The 24,405-nt window shown below is 65.1% G+C and carries 16 protein-coding genes and 2 pseudogenes; 8 read left to right on the forward strand and 10 right to left on the reverse strand.

The window, feature by feature from the left end:
* Positions 1-131: 131 nt before the first annotated feature.
* Positions 132-1,517 carry a tannase/feruloyl esterase family alpha/beta hydrolase gene (locus tag AC1DSD_RS03795; RefSeq protein WP_478028609.1) on the reverse strand — a complete coding sequence of 462 codons (1,386 nt, stop codon included), beginning with the start codon at positions 1,515-1,517 and terminating at the stop codon, positions 132-134.
* 10 nt (positions 1,518-1,527) lie between these two features.
* Complete coding sequence (locus AC1DSD_RS03800) at positions 1,528-2,298, reverse strand: phytanoyl-CoA dioxygenase family protein (RefSeq protein ID WP_478028610.1); 771 nt, start codon at positions 2,296-2,298, stop codon at positions 1,528-1,530.
* Between the two features lie 93 nt (positions 2,299-2,391).
* On the opposite strand from AC1DSD_RS03800, the gene AC1DSD_RS03805 reads away from it, so the two are divergent.
* Positions 2,392-3,186 carry a helix-turn-helix transcriptional regulator gene (locus tag AC1DSD_RS03805; protein WP_478028611.1) on the forward strand — a complete coding sequence of 265 codons (795 nt, stop codon included), beginning with the start codon at positions 2,392-2,394 and terminating at the stop codon, positions 3,184-3,186.
* A gap of 47 nt (positions 3,187-3,233) precedes the next feature.
* On the opposite strand, the gene AC1DSD_RS03810 is transcribed toward AC1DSD_RS03805, so the two are convergent.
* The 3 genes from AC1DSD_RS03810 to AC1DSD_RS03820 all read right to left on the reverse strand — a co-directional run bounded on the left by AC1DSD_RS03810 (position 3,234) and on the right by AC1DSD_RS03820 (position 7,717).
* Positions 3,234-3,794 (reverse strand): YkgJ family cysteine cluster protein, encoded by a 561-nt coding sequence (locus AC1DSD_RS03810; protein WP_478028612.1) that lies wholly within the window; start codon positions 3,792-3,794, stop codon positions 3,234-3,236.
* Positions 3,795-3,886: 92 nt separating this feature from the next.
* A complete protein-coding gene (locus AC1DSD_RS03815) occupies positions 3,887-5,155 on the reverse strand; it encodes an MGH1-like glycoside hydrolase domain-containing protein (RefSeq protein ID WP_478028613.1) in 1,269 nt (422 codons plus the stop codon).
* A gap of 57 nt (positions 5,156-5,212) precedes the next feature.
* Positions 5,213-7,717 (reverse strand): TonB-dependent receptor, encoded by a 2,505-nt coding sequence (locus AC1DSD_RS03820; protein WP_478028614.1) that lies wholly within the window; start codon positions 7,715-7,717, stop codon positions 5,213-5,215.
* A gap of 154 nt (positions 7,718-7,871) precedes the next feature.
* Between AC1DSD_RS03820 and AC1DSD_RS03825 the strand changes: the two genes are divergently transcribed.
* From AC1DSD_RS03825 to AC1DSD_RS03850, 6 genes are read left to right on the forward strand one after another with little or no spacing between them, the layout of a single operon-like run.
* Positions 7,872-8,777 carry a LysR family transcriptional regulator gene (locus AC1DSD_RS03825; protein WP_066806501.1) on the forward strand — a complete coding sequence of 302 codons (906 nt, stop codon included), beginning with the start codon at positions 7,872-7,874 and terminating at the stop codon, positions 8,775-8,777.
* A 41-nt stretch (positions 8,778-8,818) separates the two neighbouring features.
* Positions 8,819-10,201, forward strand: coding sequence for a glycerate kinase type-2 family protein (locus AC1DSD_RS03830; RefSeq protein WP_478028615.1), 1,383 nt, complete (start codon positions 8,819-8,821; stop codon positions 10,199-10,201).
* Between the two features lie 11 nt (positions 10,202-10,212).
* Entirely contained in the window at positions 10,213-11,484 is a 1,272-nt protein-coding gene (locus tag AC1DSD_RS03835) for an MFS transporter (protein WP_478028616.1), read from the forward strand.
* Complete coding sequence (locus AC1DSD_RS03840) at positions 11,481-12,524, forward strand: zinc-dependent alcohol dehydrogenase (RefSeq protein ID WP_478028617.1); 1,044 nt, start codon at positions 11,481-11,483, stop codon at positions 12,522-12,524. Before AC1DSD_RS03835 ends, AC1DSD_RS03840 begins: the two co-directional genes overlap by 4 nt.
* On the forward strand, positions 12,521-13,486 hold the full coding sequence (locus AC1DSD_RS03845) for a Gfo/Idh/MocA family protein (RefSeq protein WP_478028618.1): 966 nt from the start codon (positions 12,521-12,523) through the stop codon (positions 13,484-13,486). The genes AC1DSD_RS03840 and AC1DSD_RS03845 overlap by 4 nt, the downstream gene beginning before the upstream one ends.
* Positions 13,476-15,161, forward strand: a complete 1,686-nt coding sequence (locus AC1DSD_RS03850; protein WP_478028619.1) for a glycoside hydrolase family 36 protein — start codon at positions 13,476-13,478, stop codon at positions 15,159-15,161. Before AC1DSD_RS03845 ends, AC1DSD_RS03850 begins: the two co-directional genes overlap by 11 nt.
* A gap of 146 nt (positions 15,162-15,307) precedes the next feature.
* Here the strand turns inward: AC1DSD_RS03850 and AC1DSD_RS03855 are convergent.
* Both AC1DSD_RS03855 and AC1DSD_RS03860 read right to left on the reverse strand, forming a co-directional pair.
* Positions 15,308-15,976, reverse strand: a pseudogene (locus AC1DSD_RS03855) (FadR/GntR family transcriptional regulator); the annotation flags it as partial.
* A gap of 46 nt (positions 15,977-16,022) precedes the next feature.
* Positions 16,023-17,352, reverse strand: a pseudogene (locus tag AC1DSD_RS03860) (GntT/GntP/DsdX family permease).
* Between the two features lie 262 nt (positions 17,353-17,614).
* On the opposite strand from AC1DSD_RS03860, the gene AC1DSD_RS03865 reads away from it, so the two are divergent.
* Positions 17,615-18,784, forward strand: coding sequence for a lactonase family protein (locus tag AC1DSD_RS03865; protein ID WP_478028620.1), 1,170 nt, complete (start codon positions 17,615-17,617; stop codon positions 18,782-18,784).
* A 351-nt stretch (positions 18,785-19,135) separates the two neighbouring features.
* On the opposite strand, the gene AC1DSD_RS03870 is transcribed toward AC1DSD_RS03865, so the two are convergent.
* The 3 genes from AC1DSD_RS03870 to AC1DSD_RS03880 all read right to left on the reverse strand — a co-directional run bounded on the left by AC1DSD_RS03870 (position 19,136) and on the right by AC1DSD_RS03880 (position 24,405).
* Positions 19,136-20,719 carry a DUF5597 domain-containing protein gene (locus tag AC1DSD_RS03870; protein ID WP_478028621.1) on the reverse strand — a complete coding sequence of 528 codons (1,584 nt, stop codon included), beginning with the start codon at positions 20,717-20,719 and terminating at the stop codon, positions 19,136-19,138.
* 344 nt (positions 20,720-21,063) lie between these two features.
* Positions 21,064-23,499 carry a glycoside hydrolase family 2 TIM barrel-domain containing protein gene (locus AC1DSD_RS03875; protein WP_478028622.1) on the reverse strand — a complete coding sequence of 812 codons (2,436 nt, stop codon included), beginning with the start codon at positions 23,497-23,499 and terminating at the stop codon, positions 21,064-21,066.
* A gap of 309 nt (positions 23,500-23,808) precedes the next feature.
* On the reverse strand, positions 23,809-24,405 hold the full coding sequence (locus AC1DSD_RS03880; protein ID WP_478028623.1) for a hypothetical protein: 597 nt from the start codon (positions 24,403-24,405) through the stop codon (positions 23,809-23,811).

Here is a 24,405-nt window from a genome sequence, read left to right on the forward strand (position 1 = left end):
ACGCGGCCGCGATCACTGCCGCCCGGGGGCTGGGGTCTGACCCGGAGTGCTGGCCTACCCGATCGGCCCCGCACCGGTGGAAGGGGAACTCCGGATCGCGCACCATCCAGTTGCTCGGTCAGATCAAAAACTCATCTCCCAGGCGTTCTCGCTGCGCCGAAGTTGACCGCGTGCAAAACGGCTGTGCGCCGCGGTGTGCCGTTCGGCAGCGACGCAGCGATCAGGCTGGTGGGGGCGGCCCCGCGCTCAACCCAGGCTTCGAGCGCGCGTCGCACGTCGTGTTGCGGATCGTCCTGGAGCGGAGGGGCGGGGAGGGATTGTCCGATGGCGTGGGGCACGGCGCCACCCTGGCAATGCGTCATGCCGGGAATCAGGAACATGCGGTACGTCCGCATCAGTGCCTGGCCGCCACCGACCTCGGCCGCATGGGCGCGGGCATCGGCAACCGCGAACGCAGGGGGCAGGACGGCATCTGCGGTGCCGAAATAGGAGAGCACCTTGCCACCCTTGGCGGCGAAGTGCTTGAGGCTGCCAAGAGCGAACGTACGTCGGGTTGCCGGATCGATCGGCCTCGGGCGATAAGCCGCGATGGTCCAGCGATGTCCGCGGTGGAGCAGGAAGCGCGCGCCTTGCGTGGCAAAAGTCAGCTGCGACGGCACCGCAGGGTCCGGGTTGAGAATCCAGCGTCGCCATTCCGCGGGGTCGGCGTCGCCGAGCGGATAGCCTGCCGCATCGATCACGCGCAGCGCCGCGTCCTGTGCCGGGGCGAGGCAGGCGGCCTTGCGTCCGCGATCACAAGCGCGCCGAACGGCCTCAGGGGCGCACTCCATTTGCCCTTGTCGGCAGGCGGCATGGGCGATGGCCGCCAGATCGGCAATTCGCTCGGGAGCGATCCATCCGCCGGGGACGATGCGTAGCGCATGTTGGATCTTGGCGAATGCCTCGAGCCGGCGCGGCCAGTCGGCGGCAGGTGCGCCGGCAATAACCCCGTCCCAATCGTCGGGCCAGCGCGTCGCGGCGACCAGAGCCTGGCGACCGCCGAAGGAGCATCCCATGAAATAGCGCCTTGCCGCCGACCGCCCATAATAGAGCCTGGTCAGCGCCGCCGCGGCATCGGCGGTGACCTTGATCGATCGCCCGGCATAGTCCTCGATCAGATCGGGCCGGTTTGCTGCCCAACTCGCGTCGAACCCGCTCCCCTGGTGTCCGGTATCGGTTGCCGCTGCGACATCGCCGCGGCCGGCAGCCGCGGCCAGTGTCGCGCGATCGATGCTGCCGGCAAAGCCGCCATTCCCCATCTGGTAATAGCGCCCGCTCCAGGCGGCGGACGCGGGCAACCAGAGTTCGATCCTGATCGCGGCATCGCGGTGAGGGTGCGCGATAGCTTCGACCCGGCAAGCACCGTCGGCGACGCCTGCCGCTACGATGTCCAGGTTCGGAATGAACGCTCGGCGCAGCGCCGCGCACGAATCGTCGCGCGCCGCACCGAGCAGCATCAGCGCCGGCAGTGCGGCCACGAGGCGGCGATTACGCAGCCTTGTCTTCCCAGGCGAAGCGGAACTCCTCGGTCGAGGGGTCGATTCCGGCCAGCATCATCCCCTGACCCCGCGAGCCATGCCCTTCGCGCAGCGGCGGGTCGGCCGGATCGCGCAATTGCACCAGCAGCGTGGTGCGCGGCTCGTCCGATACATTGAGACCGGAACCATGGGCGAGGAGATAGGAGAAGAAGATCGCGTCGCCAGCTTGGGCCGGGATCGGCGTCGCCCCATCGAGCGGAAACCGGTCCTCTGGCAGGTGATGGTCAGCCCCGACGGCCGGGAGCGGTCCCAGTTTGTGGCTGCCGGGATAGACGCGCAGGCAGCCTTTCTCCTCGGGCGCATCGTCGAAATGCAGGATCACCGCGATCATCGAATGGTCGCGATGCGGAAAATAGGGGAAGTCCTGGTGCATCGGAAAGGGCGACCCCTTTTCCGGCGGCTTGATGAACATCTTGCTGTGATGGAGCTGGACATTGGGTCCGATGATCGCCTGCGCGACGCTGGTCAGCCGCTCGTCGACAAGGAGGCGGGTGAACGCCGCCGAGCGGAACTGGACGTCGTGGCAATGCGTGATTTGCGTGTCTTGGCCGCGCACGCTTTCCCAGGTCGCGTCGTTCGATCCCTGGCGCTCGGCGATAGCATGGACCTCGGCGCGATAGGCGGCCGCCTCCTCCGGTGACAGAAGTCCGGCGATACGGACATAGCCATTCTCATGGTAGAAGCTGAGCTGCTCCGGCGTGAGACCAGGGATCGCAGTCATGGTGGAAAACTCCTGCTGAGATCCCGTCGTTTTGCCACGGATATGCCTTGAGGGCGATTGGCCGAACTGGCTCGATGTGGTAAAAATTCGAAGATGGATGGACTGGATTGGCCGATGCGCGCGGTGCCGCAGATCGAAGTGGCGGGACGCTTCGCGCTCGCCGATCGCGCTTACGAGACGCGCTATCTCGGCGCGACGCATGCGCTGCATCTTCACGATTACGATGGCACCATGCTACTCGCCGGGCGCGAGCAGGCGCTTGCTCCCGGCGATGTGACGATCAGCCCGGCGGGTCAGGCTTCGTCCTACGATCTGGCCGCGCCGGGGCAACATTGGTGCGTGCATTTTGCGGTGGAAGCGCGTGGTGATGATACCGCGCGCCTTCCGCTCCACTGTGCCGCGAGCATGGTTGCCGCGGTGCGCGAGCGCATGGCGCATATCGCTGCGTGCCATGCCCGCGCGAGCGACAGCCCGACCGCCGGCATCCAGGCAGGTCTTGCGCTGCAGGCACTGCTGCTAGACCTCGCAACCCCGGAGGAACGCGTCGACAGCGCGGCCGAGCGGGCGGCGTCGTTGATCGACGCACGTTTCGCCGAGCCGCTTGACGTCCCGGCGATCGCCGCGGCGATCGGCCGGTCACAGGCGCATCTCGCCCGCGCTTTCCGCGCGCGCTACGGCACAACCATCCCGCACCGCCTGATCGCGCGGCGGGTCGAGCATGCGCGCTATCTGCTCGAGTCCACCGATCTGCCGATCTGGCGTATCGCCGAGCGCGTCGGGATTCCCGATCCGCAGCATTTCAACAAGAGCGTGCGGCGGATGCTCGGCGCCAGCCCGTCGGCGATCCGTGCCGCGAGCCACGCCGCGACGATCGACCCCGATCGGTAGCCGGCGCTCGGTTGTACGCCGCAGTCATCGTCGCGCGTCCAGAGAATCTAGCCGATTGCCGAGAACATCCCATAATGCTCGCGCCATGCGGCGACCTCGTCCCGCAGATGGGGAGGGGCAGGTTCTCCCGAGATGACGAGGCTGGCGACGTCGGGCTCAGGGTGCATCAGCATCTTCTTCGATCCGTCGCTGAACCAGACCGGGACCAGCCCATCGCACAGGCTATCGAGGATGGTTGCGGCCATGCCATTTTCTATCGCGTCGTTGCCCGGGAGTGCACGAACGTTGATCGACACACCCTCGAAGCAATTGCGCGGCTCGCGCTCGAAATTGAGCGATACCAGAAGCCCCGACCGGTCCGGCCGCGCTTCATCGGGCATGTCCGCGACCCTGCGCCAAGCGCAGAACCACGATCGGCAGATATCGGGGCGCGCCGCATGGATTCCGCACCCATGCGAAGCGAGATGCTCGCAAGCTATTCCGGCAGGTTTCTTGAAGTCCGGTGCATCCATTTTGAGGACGGTGCAGCACGCCACGCAATCCCCACAGGCACGATCCGCGAGGACAGGCCCGAGTAAAATCGTTTCCAGGTCTGCCTCGGTGTGCATCCGCGCCCGGAGGTGCCTCGCCGGCCGTGGAAATACAAGTATCCGTTGGACCCCGGCCTTCGCCCGGGTGACGGGACGTTGGTGCCGCGCGGTCAGTCCTCAGACCAAGCCAACCCGATCGCGGCGGTCCAGGAGAAATCGTCGCCGCCCGATCCGCTGCCGTCGATCGGGTTGAACGCCTCGTAGAAACCGGTGGTACGGATCAGGTCGAGCGTGTCGGTGCGCACCTTGTCGCCCCAATTGTCATGGCCGGCCTCGGTCAGCCCGGTGCCGATCATCCAGTTGACCACTGCCCAGACCGGGCCGCGCCAATAGCGGATCATCTGGAAGCCGGGATCCTCGGGATCAAGGCTCGGCATCAGATACCGCACCTTGCCCGCGATCCGCTCGATATGATCGAGCATCGCCGCGTCCTTCGCCGGGTCGGCGATTCCGGCATAGAAGCTCAGGAACGACGCGCTGGTGACGAAGCCCGAGAACCGACCGGTCAGCACGTCGCGCGAGCACCAGGTGTTTGTCGCCTCGTCCCACAACCAGCCGATTCCGGTCTCGGCGCGCGCGATCCAGCCGGCGATCTCACTTCCGTCGCGGCCGAGCTTGCCGGCTAGCGCGAGCAGGTCGCGATTGGCACGTAGCAGGATCATCGACATACCGATATCGGCGACACGGAACGGGTTGCCCGCTGCGATTTTCCCATGATCCCAGCCTTGCGCGCGGCCGTATTGGACCAGCGCGAGATAGCGGTCGTATTCGAGCTTGGTGGGCCGCATCTTGGCGTCGAGATGCCCGGTGTCGCGGCGGACATAGTCGCCGACGCCCGAAATATCGATCGGCTCGCCGGGCACGTCCCATTCGGGCGAATTGTCGCGGCCGGTTTCCCACGGATGCATCGCGACCACCACGCCGCGCTCTTCATGATCCCGATTGACGGCGAACCAGCGATGCCAGGCGATAAGCTTGTCAAACAAGGCCTCGACGCGCGGCCGGAAATCCTCCGCCGCGCCGGCGGCGACGGCGCTGTCCCACAACCGCCGCACGACGGTCGCCGCGACCGGCGGCTGGGTGATGCCGGAGGTCGGCGGCTCGGTCCCGGTCGACCAGACCGAGGGGCCGGGAAAATAGCCCTCGTCGTCCTGCCAGAATACAATGTGCGGCACGAACCCGTCGGCCCATTGCACGCGGAACAGGGTCTCGACTTCCGCCCAGGCGCGATCGCGGTCGAACGTGTCGAAACCCAGTGCGACGAAGGCTGAATCCCAATTCCACTGGAACGGATAGACCCGGCCGTTTGGGACGGTGTAGCCACCGCGATCGTTGGCGCGCAGGATGGCGCGGGCCGCTTGCTGGAACTGGTCGATCATATCCGCTTCGATAACAAAGCGGGAGCAGGCCGAAACCCGCTCCCTGAGGGAAGAACGTTAGAACTTGAGCGTCGCGCGCGCCGAGATCCGGCGCGGCAGGACCGGGCGGCCGACGAAATAGGCGCCGCCGACCGTCTGGTTGACGTCCTGGCGCGGCGATCCTTCGGTCACCGCGTCGGTGTCGAACAGGTTGAAGACGTTGATCCCGAGCCGAACCGAGCGACGGTCGCCGAACGGCTTCACCTTGATGCCGGCATCGACGTTGAACACGTTCCAGCCGTCGAGGCGGATAGCATTGGTCGAGGCAGTGAAATTGTCGCCGGTATAGTTGGTGAAGAATGACAGATCGACCGTGCCGTCATCGTAATAGAGGCCGGCATTGTAGAGGATATCGGGCTGGCGCTCGAGATCCTTGCCGATCACGTTCAGGTTGGATGTGCCGTTCTGCATGAACTGAGTATATTTCGCGTTCTGCAGCGTCAGGTTGCCGTTGAAATGCAGGTATTTGTGGAGCTTGAGGTCGAGCGTCGCCTCGACACCCCAGGACCGGGTCGCGACCAGATTGACCTGCTCGGTGAACCCGCCCTGGCCGTCGTTGATGAAGTTGATCTGACGCCGGTTGTCGAGCTTGGTGTAGAAGGCGGCCGCGGTCAGGTTGAACCAGCGCTGGTCGATCTTGATGCCGCCTTCCACCTGCTTGATGATCTCCGGCGTGTACGAGGCTGGCTGGCCCAATGCGTTGAAGGTAACCGCGCGGATTTCGGGGAAGAAATAGCCGCGCGATGCGTTGAGATAAAGACTGACGCGGTCAGTGAGCTTGTAGAGTCCGCCAGCGGCCAACGCCCAGGCGCCGGTCTTCGGATGCGCGGTGAAATTTTTGCCGTTGCCCCAGATCACGTCGCGCAGCGCCGGCGCGAGGTTGGGTGTCGTCGAGTCGGTGACGACGACCGAGGTCTGTTCGCGCCGGATGTCGCCGTTGAACCATTCGTAGCGGCCGCCGATGTCGAAGTTGAAGCGGCTGCCGATCTTCATCTGGTCGGCGAAATAGGCGGCGTAGCGTTCGACCTGGTGCGTGTTGTTGACGTAACCGGCGCCGGCATTGAGCAGGCCGTTCAAGGACACGATTGTCTGCGCGTTGGTGACCGGGTTGGTCACCACCAGATTGACCAGCCGCGGCTGGTTGTTGAACTCGGCGAGATAGGTGGTGGTGACGTTGTAATCCCGCGCCCAGGCGTTGCCGTAGAATCCGCCCAGCGTGAAGGCATGGCGGATCGATCCGGTATCCGCCGAATAGGTCAGGTTGAGCTCGGCGGTGGTGTCGTGATTGGGCCGGTTACGGTCGGTGATGCGGTTGGCGAACAGCAGCGAATTGGGTGCGACCGCGCCGCCGCCGGCATAAGTGAACTGCGCATTGGCGAGCGAGCCGAGGCCGCGGTTGGTCAAAAAGCTCTGCAGCGTCTCGGGAACGTTGATCAGGCCGTCGCCGTCCGACCACAGGCCGAATTTCGAGGCATATTGCGAATATTTGACCCGGCCGTTGATCGCGAAGCCGCTGTCGCCGAACTTCTTGTCGAACGCGAGGGCGACCTGGCCGCCCTTTGCGGCCGCGCCATCGGCGATGCCCGTGGTGAAGCGGCCATTGGGCGTGTTGAAGCCCAGCCCGAGGGCCGCGGGCGTTAGAACTTGATAGACGTCGTTGCCGTCATTGCCCGGAATGCGATTGCGGGTCTTTCCGTCGAGAGGGACGGGCAGGTAATATTGCGCCTTGTCGTCGATATACTGGCCGTACAGCGTGACCGAGCCGCTATTGTCGGGGAATTCGTATTTGAGGTTGCCGCGGACCTGCCAACCTTTGGTCGGCAAGCCGGTCTTCACCGGCCCGTCGTCGGTGCGGTACCAGCCCGACACCGCGAAGAACAGATTGTGGCCGAGCGGACCGCTGACCGCGAGATCGCCCTTGTAGCGGCCGCGTTCGGCCCATTCGAACTGCGCCGTGCCCTCCAACTGGTCGCCGCCGGTCTTGCTGATATAGTTGATCAGGCCGGCAACCGAGCCCGGGCCGAACAGGTTCGACACGCCGCCGCGGACGAATTCGAGCCGCTCGAGACCTAGGTCGTTGCGATAGTAGACGTCATAAGCGGTCGAGTTGAGCCCGAAGCTCGAGAGAACCGGGACGCCGTCATATTCGAGCGGGGTGAACTGATATTGTCCGCCGGAGGGCAGGCCGCGCACGAACACATTGGCCGCGACCTCGCCGCCACCGCCGTCCGCCTTGATCGTCGGGATGGTGTTGAGGATGTCGGCCTGGTTGGTCATGCTGGTGCGCTGCAGCTGGCTCGCGTTCATCGTCGTGACGGCGAGCGGCGTGTCGAGCGCCTTGCGGCCCACGCTGGTTGCGGTGACGATGATATCGGGCTGCGGCGCAGTCGCGGCATCGCCACTGGCGTCCTGAGGAGCGGCAGGCGCCGGGTCGGCGGGCGCGGTTTGCGCTGTTGCGGCAACCGGCAAGAGCGCGATCGCGGCAGTCGCCGCCAAAAGCGTGGTACGAAGCTGGGTGTTCATCCTGTCCCCTCCAATTTATGGTCACCTTGCGGTGCGGGCGCTGTTATCGCGCCATTTGACCCCTAAAGCCTGCTGGTTGCCGGCCGTCGCCGGAAGCCCGTTATGTCGCAACGATATGTTGCGCAGGATGCAACAATAACCTAGCCGTTGCCGGATGCTCGATCTCGGCGATCTCATGGTGTTCACCAAAGTGGTCGAAACCGAAAGCCTGACACGCGCCGGCAAGCTCCTCGGCTTGCCCAAATCCACTGTCAGTCGGCGGCTGTCGCGGCTCGAGGAACATCTCGGCGTGCAGCTGCTTCACCGTTCGACCCGCGCGGTGACGGTGACGCAGGACGGCGCGACCTTTTTCGAATATTGCCTGCGCTCGATCGGCGTGTTGCGCGACGGCGAGCGCGCATTGCAGAGCCAGGCGCGGGTACCGCAAGGCGTCGTCCGGATCGCGATCCCCTATGTGCTCGGGCAAAGCCTGGTAGGGCCGCTGCTCGCCGGATTCCTGCAGAACTATCCCGACGTCCGGCTGGTCGCGGTGCTGAGCGACGACGCGGTCGGATTGTTACGATCGGGGTTCGATGTTGCGCTCGCGATCGGGCCGTTCGCCGACAGCGGGCTGATCGCGGTCAAGCTCGGCACCACCGGCTGCGGCGCCTTCGCCTCGCCTGGCTATTTCGAGCGTTATGGCCGACCGCAAAGCCATGTCGACTTGCCACGGTTCGACCTGCTCGCTGCGGGGGAGGCCGATCGGCGCCATCGCTGGACCCTGCGCAACGGCAGTACGGAAGTGACCGTCGAGTTCACCCCCAGGTTGCTGTGCAACGACATGATATTGCTGCGCGACGCAGCGCTGGCCGAGCTCGGCATCGCCAATCTGCCGGCGTTCCTGTGCAAGCGCGATCTTGCCGAGGGACGGCTGGTCGAGGTGCTGCCCGGCTGGCAGGCGAGCGATCTCACCTTCTTCGCTTTGTTCGCCGATCCCAAGGGCGTGCCGGTCCGCGTTCGTACGCTGATCGATTATCTGGTCGAGCATCTTCGCCCGACTTTGTCCTGGGATCTGCACTGACAGTTGCGCCTGACGGAACACAGCGTTCCATCAATCCGGGCTTGGCGGGTTCAAAGGGAACGGCCAACCCTTGGCAAGACGACGCCGAACGAGCGAGCGTCAGCGCCAAGGAGGGGATTATCAACGACCAGTCTGCCCTGACCGCCACCGGCGGCGCGGCCCAGCGCAACGACCTGCTCGCCTTGTTCGCGGAAGCCGTGCGAGCGGTGTCGGCGGATGCGGCAATGCCGCCGGCGATTCCGGTGTCGCCGCATGGGCGGACCGTGGTGATCGCGGTCGGCAAGGGCGCCGCGGCGATGATGCGCGTCGCTCAGGCGAGGTCGAAGGGCCGCGGGGTCGAGGGGCTGGTGGTGACCCGTCACGGCCATGTGCCCGCCGGGACGTCGTGGCCTGGGGTCGAGATTATCGAGGCCGGTCATCCCTATCCCGATGAGAACAGCGTGCGCGCAGCGCTTCGCGCACTCGAGATCGCGCATACGCTCGATGCGGGCGATCGCCTGCTGGTGCTGTTGTCGGGTGGCGGATCGGCGCTGCTGGCGGCGCCCGCGCCCGGGCTCGACCTCGCCGACAAACAGACGATCACTCGCGCCTTGTTGCAATCGGGCGCGACGATCGAGGAGATCAACCGCGTCCGCAAGCATCTGTCGCTGGTCAAGGGCGGTCGCCTTGCGGTGGCAGCAGGTGCGGCCGCCGTCACCACCTGGATCATTTCCGATGTCCCGGGCGACGATCCGTCGTTCGTGTCGTCGGGGCCGACCGTCGCCGACACGAGCAACCTCGACATGGCGCGTGAGATCATCGAGCGCTACGGCATCGACCCATCGCCGCAGGTTGCCGCGGCACTGAACGATCCGGCCAACGAGACGCCCTCGGCCGACAGCCTGGGCATCGCCGGCAGCGAGACATTGGTGATCGCCCGTGCCCGCGACGCGCTCGCTGCCGCCGGTCGGCTGGCGCGCGACAAGGGCTATCAGGTCACCGATATCGGCGACAACATCCAGGCCGAAGCGCGGCACCTCGGCGCTGCGCACGCCGCTTTGTCGCGGCGGCTGGCGCAGGACGGCGCGCGACGCGTGATCCTATCAGGCGGCGAGACTACGGTGACGGTGGTCAACAAGGACGGGCGCGGCGGGCGCAACCTCGAATATCTGCTCGCCCTCGCCATCGCACTCGACGGCGCACCGGGCATCTGGGCGCTGGCCTGCGACACCGACGGGATCGACGGGACCGAGGATGCGGCGGGCGCGATCATCACACCGGACACGCTGGCGCGGGCGAGCGATGCCGGACTCGACCCCGCAGCATACCTTGCGGCCAACAATGCTTATCTGTTCTTTGATGGGATCGGGGACCTGATCGTATCGGGCCCGACCCTGACCAATGTGAACGACTTTCGCGCGATCCTGATCGACGCGAAGGCTTGAGAGGATTGCCCATGGCGACCAGCCCACCACGCGTGCGCGTGGCTCCGTCCAGCTACCCATGGCTGCTGATCGCCCTACTCTGGGTGGTGGCGTTCCTCAACGCCGCCGATCGCTCGGTAATCGTCGCGGTGATGCCGTCGATCCGCACCGAGTTCGGGCTGAGCGATACCCAGCTCGCGTTGATCTCCTCGGTGTTTTTCTGGTGCTACGCCGCCGCGGCCTTGTTCACCGGCCGGCTCGGCGACGGCGCGCGGCGCACGCGCGTGGTGATTTACGGCCTCGTCTTCTGGAGTGTCGCGACAGGCATGGTGCCGCTGTCGACTGGGTTCGTGATGTTGTTGGGCCTGCGCGCAGTCGTCGCCTTCGGAGAATCGACCTATTATCCGACTGCCACCGCGCTGATCGGCGACTGGCATGGCCCGGGGATGCGCAGCCGGGCGCTGTCGATTCACCAGACCGCGGTGTTCGCGGGGTCGGGGCTCGGGGCAATCCTCGCCGGCGTGATCGCCGACCATTTCGGCTGGCGCGCGCCGTTCCTGGTGTTCGCCGCACTGGGACTGGTCTGGGCGATCGTGCTGGTCCGCACGCTGCGCGACGCGCCGATCCGCCACACCAAGGCCGAACGCGACCGCAACGAAGAGCCTTACGGCGTGGTGCTCCGGATCAAGCCTGCGCTGATGCTGCTGGCCGTGTTCTTCCTTGCCAATGGCGTCGCCAATGGCGTGACCGTCTGGGCGCCGACTTTCGTCCACGACAAGCTTGGCGAAAGCCTGACAGGATCGGCTTTCTATGGCTCCGCGAGCATCAACATCGCGGGCTTCGTGGCGGTGCCGCTCGGCGGCCTGCTGGCTGACGTACTGGCGCGGCGCTCGCCGATCGGGCGCTTCTATACGCTGGCAATCGGGCTGGTGATCGCTGCCTTGCTGCTCGCACCGATGGCCTGGGCGACCTCGGGGTTCGAAGTCGCGCTGGTGCTGATCGGCACGACATTGGGCAAGGGTCTGTTCGACGGCTGCATCTATGCGGCGATGCACGATGTCGTACCGCCGCATGCGCGCTCGACCGCGGTCGGCATGATGACGACCTGTGGCTTCGTTGGTGCGGGTGTCGCGCCCTTGTTCATCGCGCGTGCCTCCAACTCGCTGGGCATGGCGGCAGCGCTCGGATCGCTTGCCGCACTGTATGCACTCGCCGTCGTCATCCTGCTCGCGACGCGCGGCATGACCCGGGCCGCGGTCGAGGCCAATCGCGAACCCGCTACCGCTGAGGAAATAGTCGAATGACCATTGCGCTCGTGCTCAATGCGCCGCGCGAACTCGGTTTCGAGGAAACGCCCGACGCGCCTCTTGGCGCCGACGAGGTGCGTATCGCGACGCTGTTTTCGGGAATCAGCGCCGGCACCGAACTGACCCAGTATCGCGGTACCAGCCCGTTCATGGCGCGGCGCTGGGACGAGCAGCGCCGGCTGTTTGTCGATGGCGAGGCGCCGAGCTGGCCCTATCCGGTCCGCAACCTCGGCTATGAGGAAGTCGGCGAGATCGTCGAGATCGGGACCGCGGTCGCGGACTTGCGGCCGGGTATGCGGGTCTATGGCACGTGGAACCACCGCACCCATCACGTCGCGAGCGTCCAATATGCCCGCGATCGGCTGATGCCCGACGACGCCGACCCGCGGATCGGCATCTTCTCGCATATCGGCGCGGTCGCGCTCAACGGTGTCCATGACGCCCGGCTGCGGATCGGCGACACGGTCGCGGTGTTCGGCCTTGGCGTGCCCGGTCAGATCGTCGCCCAGGCGGCACGGGCGAGCGGCGCGCGGGTCATCGGGATCGATCCCGATCCCGGCCGTCGCGCCACCGCTTTGTCGCTGGGGATGCACGACGCGCTTGATCCGAAAGCGGGAAGTGTCGCGGAGACGATCAAGGCGATGACCAACGGCCGCGGAGCCGACGCGTGCATTGAAGTGTCGGGCGCGCCGCCGGCGCTTGCCGAGGCGATCCGCGCGGTCGCCTATTCCTCGCGCGTCGTCGCGATGGGTTTCTTCCAGGGCGAGGTGTCGGGTCTCCGGCTCGGCGAGGAATTTCACCACAATCGCGTCGAACTGATCTGCTCGCAAATCTCGGGCACCGCGCCCGAGGCGATGCATCGCTGGTCGAAGCCGAGGCTGTGGCGCACCGCGATCGAGCTGCAGCATCGCGGGGTGCTCGATCTGCTGCCGCTGATCACGCACACTGCGCCGTTCGAGCAGGCGCCCGACCTGTTCGCGCGGCTCGACGCAGGCGAACCCGGCCTGCTCCAGGCGATGATCGAGTTCCCGCAATGAGGGTGGCATTGCTCGGCTGCGGCGGCATCGCGTCACGTCACGTCGCCGCGGTCAAGGCGCTGGGGCTCGACTTCGTCGGCTGCTGCGGTCGCGACCAGGCGCGCACCGACGCTTTCGCCGGCGAATATGGTGGACATGCCTTTGTCGATCTCGACCGGATGATCGACACCGTCGCACCCGACCTGCTGATCGTGGCCTTGCCTCCTTTCGTACGCAACGGCGAGATCGAGCATGCCGCGTCGCGTGGGATTCACCTGCTGGTCGAAAAGCCGATCGCGCTCGACATGGCGGCGGCCGACCGGATGGTCGTGGCGGCCGAAGCGGCAGGCGTCGTCGCGGCGATCGGCTTCATGTACCGGTTCGGCGAAGCGGTGCGGCGCTGGCGATCGATCGATACCGGTCCGGTCGGGCTCTATGCCGGCGCCTATCATTGCAATGCGCTCCACGCACCCTGGTGGCGTGAACAGGCGAAGTCGGGTGGCCAGATGCTCGAACAGGTGATCCACCAGATCGACCTCGTCCGTCATCTGATCGGCGAGCCCGACACGGTGACCGCGCGCCGCGCCAACCTCTTCCATCGCGACGTGCCGGGTTATGACATCGAAGACGTCTCGGCGATCCTGTTCGGCTGGGACGATGGCCGCATCGCCACGATCAATGCCTCGAATATCGCCATCCCGGGTCTGTGGCACAAGGAATGGGTGATCTATGCCGAACGCATGACCGGCCGGTTCACCAGCTGGAACGAGGCGGTGCTGATGCCGACAGCGCAGGGGGCCGAGGCCGAGATCGTCGCTGGCGCGAGCGATCCCTTCGCCGCGCAACTTGCCGACGTCGTCGGCGCGATCCGCGAACACCACGCACCAGCGATCAGCCTGCGCGACGGCGCGGAGACGTTGCGGCTCGCGCTTGCCGCGCGCCAGTCGGCCGACGAGCGCCGGGAGATCCGGCTTGCTCGCTGATCTCGACCGACGGGGCATCGCCTTCTCGACGCCGCAGCCGCTGCTCGACGGCGTGGTTCCGCCGCATGGCACGCCGATCGTCGAGCCCGGCCGGATCGTCTGGCCGCTCGACGCCGGCGGATCGATCGCACTAGCGATCGCCCATGATGGCGACGCGCTCAGCCTCGACGTGTCGGCGACGGCCATCGACCGCGCGATCGACAGCATCGGGCTGCGCTTCGAGGAAGTCCGGGGCGTGCGGCGCTATCTGCGCAATGGCTATCAGAGTTGGGACGGCGCCTATTTCGTCGCACCCGGAACGCCGCCTGGCGATAGCCCGCCGGCCAAGGCACCGACATTGGGCTTCGCGATGACTGCCTTGCTGCCGGAAGGCGAGGGCGCGGTGCTGCTCGGCTTCGACCGGCACGACCGCTATCAGACCCGCTTCGGGTTCGGCGGCACCACCGAGATGCTGACGATCGATGTCGCGACCCTGCTCGATCGCACCGGCGAGACCCGCGCCGAAACGCTATATCTGTTCGATGGCGACGCGGTCGAGCCGACGCTACGCTGCTGGTCGCAGCGCGTGGCCGCCGCCGCGCCGGTACCGCCGCGCGTGCCCGACCATCGGCTGATCGGTTGGTGCTCCTGGTACAATCTCTATGCGGCGATCGACGAAAGCGTGATCCGCGAGCATCTCGCAAGCGCACGGACCTATCGCGATGCGCATCAGGTGCCGCTCGAGATTTTTCAGATCGACGACGGGTTCACCCCGGAAATGGGCGACTGGCTTGACGTGAAGCCGCAATTCCCGCGTGGCATGAAGCCGCTTCTCGATGAGGTCGCGGCGGCCGGGTTCCGCCCGGGCCTGTGGATCGCGCCGCTGCTCGTCGGTAATCGCAGCAAGCTGTTTGCCGCTCATCCGGACTGGGTGGTGCAGGACATCGCGACGGGCGGGCCGCTCGTCGCGATGGAATTCTATGGCGAATTCCGCTGGCACAAACGGTCGGAGGAATATTACGTCCTCGACGTCACCCATCCCGATGCCGCCGCCTATCTCGCCCGAGTCATCAGTACTTGGGTCGGCGAGTGGGGCGCGCGCTACATCAAGGCCGATTTCCTCCTGCACGGCGCGGAATATGGTCCCGAGCGGGCGCGCTGGCATCGACAGGGCCTGTCGCGCATCGCGATCTGGCGGCACATGATGACGATCCTGCGCGAGGCGGCGGGTGAGGATGTGATCATCGCCGGCTGCGGTTGCCCGCTTTGGGCGTCGGTCGGTCTGGTCGACGCGGTGCGGATCGGCCGCGACGTCGGCGTGACCTGGAATGGCGATTATTCCGCCGAAAGCCTGCTGCGCGATCTTCAGACCCGCAACCATGCGAACGGCTTGCTGTGGCAGGCCGACCCCGATTGCGTACTGCTCCGCGACCGCTTCCACTATCTGACCGACGAGCAGGTCGAAACGCTCGCGCATTTCGGCGCCGGCTGCGGCGGTGTGCTGATGACGAGCGACGACTTGGCGGCGCTCAGCCCGCGGCGCGCGGCGTTGTTCGCGGATCTGCTGAGGCGCCCATCGATAGGGTGCGATTTTCCGCTGCTGGGGATCGCCGAAGGGTCGGTCGAACAACATGTTCACCGTTCCGAGGGTTCGATCGACGTCCTGCAAATGGACGTGCAGCAGGTAGCCGATTAGCCCCTGAAGATCACGCGCCGGCATTGCCCACCCAAGCCGACCTCTCGATTGAGGGGAGGGGAGGTGAGAGCGCTATGGCGGGATACCCTCAGATGGGATGAGGATATGGGGCAAGCATGACGCCTGGGACGTGGGGTATTATGGCTCAACCGCTTGCGCCCCTGCGACAGATGCCAGCGCATCGCGAGCGCTGCACCGTCGGCGTCCTGAACCCGGATCGCTTCGACGATCATCTGGTGTTCGGACAGCATCGCGCTGATCGCCTCGGGCGGCCGCGACCGGGATATGTCGACACCCGCTTTCATGATCCGGTCGATGTTGGCGAACATGTGGTCGAACGCGGAGACGAAGGCGGGATTGCAGGTGCCGAGCACGATCGCGCGGTGAAGCGTCATATCTTCCAGATGTGCCGGTCCGCTGGACAGCAAGGCATTTTCCAGGCGTGTCATTTCCTACTCGATGACGTGCATCTGTTCGGCGGACCGGCGCGCTGCCGCGAGCCTCGCCGCCTCCGCTTCCAAGACGAAGCGCACCTCATAGCTGCCAAGCGTCGCGGACAGCTCCTCCATCGGCATATGCGCGACCAATCGCTCCGACGGACGCCGCTTGACGAACGACCCGGCGCCTCGCCGCGCTTCGGTGATGCCATCGGAGGCCAATCGGACCAGCGCTTCGCGGACGATCGTGCGCGACATGCCGAACATCTCGGCCAACCGCGCTTCCGACGGCAAGCGGTCGCCGACCTCCAGATGCTCCTGATCGATGATCGCGACGATGCCGGTATAGGCGCGGTCGGCGAGGCGGCCCTCGCTCATCCTTGCCGCTCCGGGCTTTTGGGCGGTGCCATCCGATTCCGCCTGGTCACAGGAGGTAGCTCCCGCCAAGCACACAGACCAAGCCCACCACCGATACGACCGTCTCCAAGACCGACCAGGTGCGAAACGTGTCGGTCGTACTGGTGCCGAGATATCCCTTTACCAGCCAGAAGCCCGGATCGTTGACGTGCGAGAAGAACACCGATCCGGCACCGATCGCCAGCACAACCCATTCCGGCGACGTGCCGCTGTTTGCGACGACCCCGGTCATGATGCCCGCGGTCGTAATCGTCGCTACCGTGGCCGAGCCTGTCGCCAGCCGAATGCCCACCGCGACAAGCCAGGCGAGCACGATCGGCGACAAGGCGCCGCCCGCCGCGGCCCTGGCCAACAGATCCGACAGTCCGGCGCTCACCAGCACTTGTTTGAGCGCGCCGCCGCCACCGATCGACAACAGGATCGTGCCCGCCGGTTTCATCACCTCTGCCCAGATGGTCGCTTGCACCGTCGCATCACGAACTCGCCGCCCGAACAGCAGCGGTGATGCCACGATATTGGTCAGGAGCAGCGCAAAGACCGGGTTGCTCGCGAAGGTCAGCCAGCCGGCTGATGCGGCGGCGCTGGCTGGGAGCAAGGCTGGTATCCGGCCCGCCGCGATCAGCACGACGGGCATCAGGATAACCGCAAGCGACACCCCAGCGGCGGTGCAGCTTGCAGGGGGGCGCCAAGCTCGATCGATGGCGCAGTCAGCGCGATCCCGCGCGAGGCGAACCGCGACAGGAACGGCCCCGCGATGACCGCTGTGGGGATCGCCACGATTAGGCCATAGAGAATTGTCCGCCCGAGATTGGCGTTGAGGGACGTGACGGCCAGAAGCGGCCCCGGATGTGGGGGGACGAGCGCATGGACCACGGACAGACCGGCGAGCACCGGTAGCATCAACCGTAATTTCCCGGCATCGCCGTTCTTGCCCTCGGGAAGGTTCGCCGCCGCGGTTGCCAGGATGGGCAGCAGGAGCACCAGTCCCGTCTCGAAGAACAGCGGCAGGCCGACGACCGGTGCGACCAGCAAACTCGCCCGGGGGCGCCGGCATTACCCGCGAGTTTCAGGCCGCCCCGCGCCAGTGAGGCAGTGCCATCCGATAGCTGAAGCATCGCGCCCAGCGACAGGCCGAGCGCGACCACCAAACCCGTTCCGCCCAGAATGTCGCCACCGCCCTTTTGCACCGCGGCCGCCGTGGCGAGGGGCGACATGCCGACGCACGCGCCGCACAGCAGCGCGATGAACGGGTGAAGGCGGCCCTTGACGATCAGGACGACGGACAGGCCGATCCCGAACATAGCCGACAGGACCGGGCGGATATCTTCGGGAGTCATCGGGGCGCATGCCCGTATCGGGTCGCTGTGCGGTTCGCGGTCCTCGCGCAGGCAATGTCCTTCAGCATGCGCCTTCCCTCCGATATGCTGTTTGGTCGTTAGGCCAGCTTTATCCGAGGGTTGCTGTATGACAGATATCGTTCGATCGCCACGAGGAAGGCTTGCTGGCTCTGAAATCGTCGTGAATAGCTGAAAACCTGTCCAACCAATCCGACTCTTCTCAATAGGGAGCCGGTTTGGCCCGAATGAGAGGAAACCTATCGTGGGCATCGCGCAAAATCTGGCAGTAACCAGTCATGGCGAGGAATCGCGCGACTGCATCGCGGCGGCGGCTCCTGCGTTGCTCTTTTCCCGGCGCGCGCTCGTCGGCGCCGCAATCGCGCTCGGTGCGCTCCCTGCCAGGCTCCTGGCGCGAGGTCCGGCCGAGCTGATCGCCGGAACCTATGCTCGCGAAGGTGGCCCCGGTCTTGTGCCGCTGACGGCAAGTTCGAGCGGCTGGGTAGCGGGCCATCCGTTGAGCACAATCCGTAACGCTTCGTTCGGCGTGCGCGCGGGCGCGAGCGGCGTTCGATACCTGCTCGACGAACAGGAAAAGGGCCGGGTCGGCATTTACGACCGAGGCTTGCGGCCTTTGGCGGACTTCTCCACGCTCGGTGCCGATCCTTGCCATGCCGCCCTTAGTCCTGACGGGGGCATGCTGGCCGTGGCCAATTACTCCAGCGGAAGCGTTGCCGTTTGGCGGATCGATCGCGACACCGGTCGTCCAGTTGAGCAAGCGCACCTAATCGTACATACCGGTAGCGGCCCCAATCCCGCTCGGCAGGCGGGCGCGCATGCGCATTGGGTGGGTTTTGCGATGGGCGGGAAGCTGCTGCATGCCGTCGACCTGGGTGCAGATGCGATCTTCGCGCACAGATTGGATCAGCGATCGGGTGCGATCATCTCCAGTTCGCTCGCTTACCGCGCACCCGCGGGGTCGGGCCCGCGCCATCTCGCGCGCCATCCGCGCCTAAGGATCGCCTATTTGGTCTCCGAGCTGGCTAATATGGTGACGGTCCTTACGGCCCGTCCCGACGGCACATTCGCCGCGAAAGCGTCCGTTTCCACCTTGCCGGCAGCGTTCGTCGGAACGTCGACCGCCGCCCACATAGCGCTTAATAGCAGCGGCACGCGGCTGTACGTCTCCAATCGCGGCCACGACAGCATCGCGGTGTTCGCGATCGACGCGGCCGGAGGATTGACCTTCATTCAGCATGTCGGCTCGGGCGGGCGAGGTCCGCGCTTGTTCCTGTTGGTCGAGGAGCGGGGAGAGATGCTGGTCGCCAACCAACGGTCGGGAAATGTTGCTCGGCTCCCGCTGGGCAAGGACGGACGCCTCGGTGCTGCCGTCCATGGCACGGCAATTCCCGGTGTGGTGTTTCTATCCGCGTAGCCCGTGCAGGGTTTATGGCGGAGGTCGGTTGCGCGACTGTCATGCTCGGGGCGAGCTTACGCACGCTGATCCTGGCCAAGCGAAAGAATCCGCGTCGCGCGAATTGAGAGTTGCGGCGCGCATCGAGCGTATAGTTGACGACCTGAAAGTCGCGCTCAACGGCGAGCGGTTCTCGCCGCTCGCGGGGATGCACGTCGGCGACGTCAGGCCGAACAGTCGCGGCTGATGGGAGCCGACAGAATTATAGGTTGATCACTCATCACGTTGGAACCTTTCGCCGACAAATTGGGAAGATCGTCCCGAAGGGTCAGTCGCACTTGAGCGATAAGGCGAACAGCTCTGGCAAACAAATTAGTGAGAGATGCCGAACCGTATTTTGAGCAGCGTCGGCTTCGTCAGGTTGAGGCCGTGATCTACCTCGTCACCGTTCCAACGGCGCTTCATGAGCCAGCGGCCATTCTGGAACGTGCCTTCCTCGACCACCATGAAACGTCCACCGCCATCGGGTGCCGGAGCGGCTTCGCCGAAGGCGATCCGCACGTCGGACCCGGCAAGCAGAAACTCGTCCGCCCCCAGCTCGATGACGGCTGCGCCGCCAACAGGACGGTCCTTGTTGGGATTTGGCGGCGCATCGCGGCCCCCGAACTCCCACAGCCCATATTGCGCAGTGATTTTCCAGCGGCCGAGGGTCGCGGATTGATCCGACACGTCCTCGCCCTTTGCGAAACCGACCGTGGGATGGTCGTATGCGAGCCGAGCCCAGTCCCGTGCGATCGGCGCCATCAGCGCGAATTTGGACGAGATGGCTTCGAGATTCTCGGGTGTGTTCAGACCGCCGAGCGGGAAATTGGAAAAGGTCGGATCCATCCCGAACGGCGACCAGCCGATCGCCCCTTTGCCGAGCGCCAGCCAGAAAAACCGCGCGAATCCCAAGTCGTTGCCCGTTTCGGGAATGAACAGCGGATTATCCGTCCGCGCGTAATGATCCATATATGCCGCAACGGCCGTCGAGTTGCGCTCGTAGATGTCGGGCGCTTCGATCGCGATATGCGGAGCCGCGGCCTTCCAGATGTCGATCACTGCCCAATCGGGCCCGCTATTGCCTCCGGCGTCGTTAAAGGCGTCGCTGAGCGCGGCATTGACGTACATCGGCAGGTTGAGTTCGGCTTGCCCGGCAGCCGCGATCTCGTCGATATAGCGTGCGAGGTACCAAGCGGTGAAGTTTCGCGCAGCGGTCTTGCCGAACGCCTCTGTCCAGGTGCCGCTTTTCCCGGTCCGCCGCGCGAGCTCTGCCGGGATAGGAGCCGCGAACAGCCGGTTGGCTTCGGGCGAATAGTCGCGATCGAGGCCATAGCTCCCGACTTCATTCTCCGGCTGCACCATGATGACGGTGTGATCCGGGTCGATCTCGCGGAGGTGGCGCATCAGCGCTACGAACGCGCGCTTATCGGCTTCGAGCGTATTTCGGCCGAGTGGCGTATGAACATAATGCTGTTTGCCATCCTTGGTCATCATGTGCGGAAACCGCTTCGAATCCGCCTTCACCCATTCCGGCGCATAGCCCGGCCCGGTATTCTTCCAGGTCCCGAACCACAGCAGGACCAGGCGTACATGGTTCTCGCGGGCCTGCGGAACCAGGGCGTCGACCCACGAAAAGTCGAACTTGCCTTCGGCCGGCTCGATCTGCTCCCAGGCGACCGGAATTTCGAGCGTATTGGCATGAATGGCGCGAATCGTCGGCCAGACCTCGGGCAGCATGGCCGGATAATTGCTTGAATTGTGCGCCTGCCCGCCGAGGATCAGGAACGGTGCGCCATCGACGTACAAAGCGTGCCGGCCGTTCTTGGAGACGATCCGCGGCAGTTCGGCGGCAGAGGCGGGTAGGGCAAGACACAGCGCGAGAAGCATGCCGCAGAGGCTGCGAAACAGGTTCATTCTCTCTCCCTTGAGTGGTCGATGTCTCGGCCGAGGAAAGGCTGCGCCCGACGGCATTGCTTGTGCGATCATTCGCGGCTCCTCCCCATCGTCCGCCGCGGCTGCATGTTGGCAAAGCGGTCAGACTCCGGGTCGGCTGGTAGACAGAATCACGCGCTCAAGTCCAATGGCGGTGTGCTGAATTCATGGGAGAAGATGTTGTAAATATAAGAAAAATCACCAACCTAATCCCGCTTATCGGGTTGCCGGACTGTCCTGAATAACGTCAGTCCGCTTCGTAACTTTTTTCGCATTCGAGACAGACTAATTGCCCGATGCGTTGCTCGAACCACGATGGGCTGGGGCTATTTTGCTACGGTCTCGAGCTGAAGGCGCTGCGTCGGCAACCCCTCGACGTCGACGTCGACCTTGACGGGACCGGTTCTGATGCCCGCGCGCAATGCCGCAACGACGCGTCCGTGAAAACTCTTGCGCGCTCCCGACTGGAAGCTCGATGCGTCTTGCGGGTTGCCGTTGCCGATACCCGCGAGCGTCGCGGCGCCGAGGGCCTGCACCGTCACGACACGGTCGGCGTGCTGGTCATAGACGGGCGTTCCGGCGGCATCGACGAGTTCCACCGTCACATAAGCGAGATCTTCGCCATTGGCGGTGAGGCGGCGGCGATCGACGGTCACGCGGGCCCTGGCCGGCGGGCCTGCGGTGCGCAATTCCCAGCGCGCGACCTCGCGCCCATGGTCGTAGCCGATGGCTGTCAGCCTGCCTGGCGCATAAGGAGTCTTGAACACGGTCTTGAATTCGCTCTCGACGCCTACCTGCTTGCGCCCCAGGCTGACTCCGTTGAGCAACAACTCCACTTCCGGAAGTTCGGAATAGACCACGACCTCGAGCGGCTTGCCTTCCTGTCCCGGCCACGTCCAGCTGGGATGGACGTCGTCGAGCGCCCAATCGAGATGGGGGGGCGTAATCGGATAGAAATGCCGGTCGGGAAGGTCCTGGCTTCCTTCGGGCTGGCGAACGAACGCCGAGATCGGATCGATCCCCGTCTTCCACAACGCTTCGCGGTAATAAGCGGCGGGCCTCTTGCGCCCTGTCGCGTCGATTTCGCCGCAATAAGCGAGATGCCAGGGGTAGGGGCCGAGCTTCTGCCAGTCCTGGCTATAGCCCATCCAGCCAATGCCGGATTCGCCGAGATAGTCGACGGCGGTCCAGACGAAATCACCGATCACCCAGGGCATGGTTTCGACCGGCCGCCAATAGTCAAAGGCATCCCGCGAGGTCGATTCCGAGGTGTACATGACGCGTTGCGGGAATTTCAGGTGGTCGCCCGCGAACAAATGCGCTCGATAATTGTATCCGGCCACATCGAGCGCCGCGAATTGTTTGTCGCTATCGGGCGGATCGATGCTGACCGCTTGGGTCACTGGCCGGGTCGGATCAAGGGCGCGCACGCGTTCGGCCAGCTTCCGCGCCGTTTCGACTCCCGGCGGCGATCCCTGTTCCGGGATTTCATTGCCGATGCTCCAGAAGATCACACTCGGGTGATTGCGGCCGCTGACCACCATGCTGGCAATATCCTGCGGCCAATCCGTGGCGAAGAAGCGGGAATAATCCTGCGCGCGCTTGTCCTTGTTCCAACTGTCGAAGGCCTCGTCGATCACCAGCATGCCGAGTTCGTCGGCGGCGTCGAGCGTGGCCTGGCTTGCCGGATTGTGCGCGCTGCGGATGGCATTGTAGCCTGCCGCCTTCATCAGCGCGACTTTGCGCCGGTCGGCATCCGGAAACCCCGCGGCGCCGAGCATATAATTGTCGTGGTGAATGTTCCCGCCGCGCAAGACCACCCGCTTGCCGTTGATCCGAAGACCGTTCGTCGCATCGACGGTGATGGTGCGGATGCCGACCCGGGTTTGGTGCCTGTCGGTGACGACGCCGCCCATCCGCGTCTCCTGCACCAGCGTGTAGAGATTGGGAGAAGCGGGCGACCACAAGGCCGGGCGCGGGATCGCGAGCGATTGGTCCCATTCGCCGCTCGCCCCTGCTCCTAGAGCTTGGCGCCGACTGGCCTGCGCCACCACCCGGCCATTCGCCGCGACTATCTTGGACACGAGTTCGACCGATTGCGTCCGGGCCGCGCAGTTGCTCGCCGACGCCCGGATCGCGACCATACCCATGTCCGGCGCCGCCTTGGGCGTGGTCACGAAGACCGAATCCGGATCGATATGAACGCAATCGAGGATCTGTAGCGTGACCGGCCGGATGATGCCCGATCCCGCATACCAACGCGACGATGGGTCCGCGTGATTGACGCGCAGAGCGATTACATTGTCGCCGGCCCGCAGCTTGCCGGTAAGATCGACCGTGAACGCGGTGTAGCCATAATGGTGCTTGGCAATCCGGCGGCCGTTCACCCAGATCGTGGCGTCCATATAGACGCCCTCGAATTTGAGCCGAACGATCTTGCGCATCGCGGATGCGTCGAGTTTCAGATGGCGGCGATACCAGCCGATGCCGCCCGGCAGATAGCCCGAATCCTGGCCGGCGGTGGCGCGTCGATCGAATGGCCCGGCGCCGTCGCGCCCGTCCATGATCGACCAGTCATGCGGTACCACGACCGGCTTCCAGTCGCGATCATCGAAAGCAGGGGCTTCGGCACCTTGCACCTCGCCCCGGGCAAACAGCCAGTTCTGGGACAGGCTGCGCGTCTCCGCGAACGCCGGAGTTGCCAACGCCCAGACGAGCCACGCGACGGCAAGCCCCCATACTACCCCCAGCGGTCGCGACATTTGTTTCCTCCAACGGTGCTGGTCTGCGCCGCGGCCTGGACCAAGCCGTGTCCGCGGATTCGTAGTACCGGGATAGAGACGCCGCTCTGCCGCAGAGGCACCGCGCATCGCTTCTGATAGCTTTATCGTACTTGGCCATCTGGCCCGGACAAGCTGCCGGGTTCCAAATAAGAACGAAATGTTGCGAACCGGACCAGAAGGGGGTGAAGCGGTCTTCCAAGCACCGACTTCGCGGACGCCGTGCTTGTCCGCGAGCAAAGGCGCAAGTTCGTCAGTTATCACGGAATGGATGAACGTTGCGCCCGCGACCTACCGCCCAGTCGCCTCGCGCTGCGTTTCCAGCACATGCGGATCGCTGGCCAGTTTGTGGATATAGGCGCGCCGCGCGTCGGCTCCGCCCTTGATCCCGTCATAGTCCTTGCGCTGAGCGTCGGTCAGGACGATCTTGGCATAGCCGCGATCGATCATGCAACGACGTATGTCCTGGAACATCATTTCCTTGATACCTGCATATTGCTGGGCAGGTCTGGCGGCGGCTATCACCCTCTGCTCGTCAGCGGACCTGCTCATCGCACCCGATAAGTCCGGCTGGCCCATGGGTCCGGCGGCGGGGACGGTAGCCTGAGCGCTGGCGTCGAGTGCTTCCAGCTGCTTGGATGCGCGAGCCAGGGTCTTCACCTCCTCGGAATTGGCGACGTTTCTCGCCAGACCTTTCTTCCCGCATTCCAGAGCATCGCCGCGATATTGCTCGTAGGTGACGCCCGCTTTGGCCCAGATGGACTCTGGCGCCGCCTCCTTCGCGCTCGCGTTACCTGCCTGCACGCTCAGGAGAATGGCGCATCCCGCCAATACGCGGCCAAAAGGCGTGGGCGTTTTCTTTCGATTACCGTTCGCGACTGTCTTCAT

Source organism: Sphingomonas sp. P4_D12 (assembly GCF_056401895.1).

Excerpts from the sequence above, each read along its gene's own strand:
- AC1DSD_RS03810 (WP_478028612.1), bottom strand. The coding sequence starts at position 3,794 with ATGCACACCGAGGCAGACCTGGAAACGATTTTACTCGGGCCTGTCCTC.
- AC1DSD_RS03820 (WP_478028614.1), bottom strand. The coding sequence starts at position 7,717 with ATGAACACCCAGCTTCGTACCACGCTTTTGGCGGCGACTGCCGCGATC.
- AC1DSD_RS03845 (WP_478028618.1), top strand. The coding sequence starts at position 12,521 with ATGAGGGTGGCATTGCTCGGCTGCGGCGGCATCGCGTCACGTCACGTC.
- AC1DSD_RS03840 (WP_478028617.1), top strand. The coding sequence starts at position 11,481 with ATGACCATTGCGCTCGTGCTCAATGCGCCGCGCGAACTCGGTTTCGAG.
- AC1DSD_RS03880 (WP_478028623.1), bottom strand. The coding sequence starts at position 24,405 with ATGAAGACAGTCGCGAACGGTAATCGAAAGAAAACGCCCACGCCTTTT.
- AC1DSD_RS03805 (WP_478028611.1), top strand. The coding sequence starts at position 2,392 with ATGGATGGACTGGATTGGCCGATGCGCGCGGTGCCGCAGATCGAAGTG.
- AC1DSD_RS03825 (WP_066806501.1), top strand. The coding sequence starts at position 7,872 with ATGCTCGATCTCGGCGATCTCATGGTGTTCACCAAAGTGGTCGAAACC.
- AC1DSD_RS03875 (WP_478028622.1), bottom strand. The coding sequence starts at position 23,499 with ATGTCGCGACCGCTGGGGGTAGTATGGGGGCTTGCCGTCGCGTGGCTC.
- AC1DSD_RS03870 (WP_478028621.1), bottom strand. The coding sequence starts at position 20,719 with ATGAACCTGTTTCGCAGCCTCTGCGGCATGCTTCTCGCGCTGTGTCTT.
- AC1DSD_RS03800 (WP_478028610.1), bottom strand. The coding sequence starts at position 2,298 with ATGACTGCGATCCCTGGTCTCACGCCGGAGCAGCTCAGCTTCTACCAT.
- AC1DSD_RS03835 (WP_478028616.1), top strand. The coding sequence starts at position 10,213 with ATGGCGACCAGCCCACCACGCGTGCGCGTGGCTCCGTCCAGCTACCCA.
- AC1DSD_RS03815 (WP_478028613.1), bottom strand. The coding sequence starts at position 5,155 with ATGATCGACCAGTTCCAGCAAGCGGCCCGCGCCATCCTGCGCGCCAAC.